Origin of the sequence: Streptomyces sp. E11-3, assembly GCF_046540415.1 — a bacterium.
Classification (GTDB): domain Bacteria; phylum Actinomycetota; class Actinomycetes; order Streptomycetales; family Streptomycetaceae; genus Streptomyces.
The window spans coordinates 1-2,220 of the sequence record NZ_JAZGRL010000115.1 but is presented as its reverse complement, the minus strand read 5'-3'; the positions used below and the strand labels follow the sequence as shown (position 1 = coordinate 2,220).

The window sequence follows — 2,220 nt, the reverse complement described above, 5'->3', positions numbered from 1 at the left end:
CCCGGTGCGCCTGGCGTGCAGCAGCCGCCCGGCGCTCCCCAGCCGCCCGCCGCGTACGGCTATCCGCAGCCGCCGCCCCCCGGTCAGCCCACCGTCGGCCCCGGCTACCAGGCCGTGCTGCGCTACCGCGCGCACGACGGGTCCGAGCAGCAGCTCATCCGCCGCTCGGCGCCCGGCACCCCGCACCCGGAGTGGCAGATCCTGCACGAGCTGCGCGCGATGAACGTCCCGCCGCAGCAGGTGCTCGAACTCCACACCGAGCTGGAATCCTGTGAACTGCCCGGCGCGTACTGCGCCCGGATGATCCGGGAGACCTGGCCGCAGGCCCGGATCACCTCGATCGCCCCGTACGGCAGGGACCACGCCAGTCGCCAGCAGGGCATGCAGCAACTGCTCGCGCACCAGGGCGAGCTGCACCAGGTCGCGGACGGTCCGGCGCGGCCGGGTCCGGTCCGCGCGCCGCTGCAGCCCGTACAGCCCGTGCTGCCGATTCCGCCGGACGGCGTGGCGCATGAGTTGGTGGGCGCGTTCGGGCCGCAGGGCGTCTTCCGCTTCGACCAGCGGGCGGTGTCCAGGCAGGGCGTGCCCGAGGTGGTCGCGACCACCCTGATGTGGGCGGGTCTGCCGCTCGACTTCAACCCGTTCTTCTGGGCGCAGGCGCAGCCGGGCCGTCCGGTGCCGACGCTGGCCGAGCTGGCGCAGGAGCGCCAGGTGCAGCCCGCGTCGGACGCGGGGTCGTACCTGGTCATGGGCAGCGACTTCGGGCGCGCGATCTGTGTGCAGTACGGCACGGCGCACATCGTGGCCGTACCGGTCGAGGCGGGTCCCGGTGGCGCCCCGGTGCCGCCGCAGTTCGTGAACACCGGGCTGCCCGAGTTCGTCCGCTGCCTGGCGCTGCTCGGGCGGATGTGGCGTCTGCGGACGGGGCTCAACCAGGAGCAGGCGGCGCGCTGGACCATCGACTTCCAGCAGCAGCTGGCTGCCCTGGACCAGGCGGCGCTGGCGTCGCCTGAGGGCTGGTGGTCGGTGCTGCTTGAGCAGATGTGGGACGGACTGTTGTAGGCCGGGTGGTCGTACGTCGTCGTACGTGGGAGGGGCGTCTCGTCTTGGACGGGGCGCCCCTTCTGCGTGCGGAGTGTCGCGTTATGTGCCCTTCGCACTGATCCACCAAGATGTGCGCGAAGCACGTCGTTTGAGAAGGGCTTCCAGGATGGGTGCACCGTCGTCCCCCCACGGCTTCGACGTCGTACGGCGTCGCGGCTATCGGATCGACCAGACGGACGCGTACGTCGCCGAGCTGTCCCAGGGTCGTGACGCCGCGTGGGAGCGGGCCGCGCGGCTTACGGTGCTGGCCAAGGAGATGTCCGGGGAGGTGGAACGGCTGCGGGCGGTGGTCGCGGAGCTGGCCCCGCAGACGTACGAGACCCTGGGCGCGCGTGCGCAGGCGATCCTCGCGGCCAGTGAGGAGGAGGCGGATGCCGTGCGGTCCGCGGCGCGGGACGATGCCGCGCGGGCGGACGAGGCGGCCGCCGCGTATGAGCGTTCGCTGCACGATGCGGCGCGTGCGCACGCCGAGGCGGTGCGCGGCGAGGCCGATGCGCGTGCCCGGCAGCTGCTGGTCACCGCGCAGGGCCGCGCCGACGAGTCGCGGCTTGCGGCGCGCCTTGAGGTGAAGGAGGTGCGGGCCGAGGCGGTGGCCGCGCTCCGGGAGATGCGGCAGCGTACGGAGGGGATGCTCACCGATCTCGGCAAGGAGCAGGCCGAGCGGTGGGAGGAGGCGGGGCGCGCGGAGGCGGTGCGCGAGGCCGAGCAGGAGGAGCTGCACGCGGAGCTGATGGCGGCGGCGGAGGCGGGGCTGGCGGAGGCGGAGCGGGCGTTCGCGGAGGCGGAGGAGTCGGCGCGGCATGGGCAGGAGGATGCGGAGGCGCGGGGGGCGGAGCTGGTGACGGCGGCGGTCGTACGCGCCGAGCGCATCGAACGCGAGACGGAGCGGGTGCTGCGCGAGCACGAGGAGGCGGGCGAGGAGCTGCGGGGCCACATGGACCACGTCCGCACGAGCCTGACGGCCTTGACGGGCCGGGCCCCCGCGGAGGACACCCCGTAGGGCTCGCGGCGGGCGGGATGGGTGCGTGTTCCGCGGCGCGGGGTGGTGCGCTTTCGGTTCGTTGTGGGGCGGGGGCTTGGTGGAGCGGGTGCGCCGTGGCGTGGGGGTGCGTTCTG

The 2,220-nt window shown here is 74.1% G+C and carries 2 protein-coding genes; both read left to right on the top strand.

Annotated elements, in window-relative coordinates:
• A partial coding sequence (locus U9R90_RS35640) for an SUKH-4 family immunity protein (protein WP_411061601.1) occupies positions 1 to 1,062 on the top strand: 1,062 nt, incomplete at its 5' end.
• Positions 1,063 to 1,210: 148 nt separating this feature from the next.
• Positions 1,211 to 2,104: a cellulose-binding protein gene (locus U9R90_RS35635; protein WP_411061600.1), complete on the top strand. Its 894-nt coding sequence runs from the start codon at positions 1,211 to 1,213 to the stop codon at positions 2,102 to 2,104.
• The last annotated feature ends 116 nt before the right edge of the window (positions 2,105 to 2,220 follow it).

What these genes read in the sequence shown, in the direction of transcription:
- U9R90_RS35635 (WP_411061600.1), top strand. Translation starts at nt 1,211, where the DNA reads ATGGGTGCACCGTCGTCCCCCCACGGCTTCGACGTCGTACGGCGTCGC.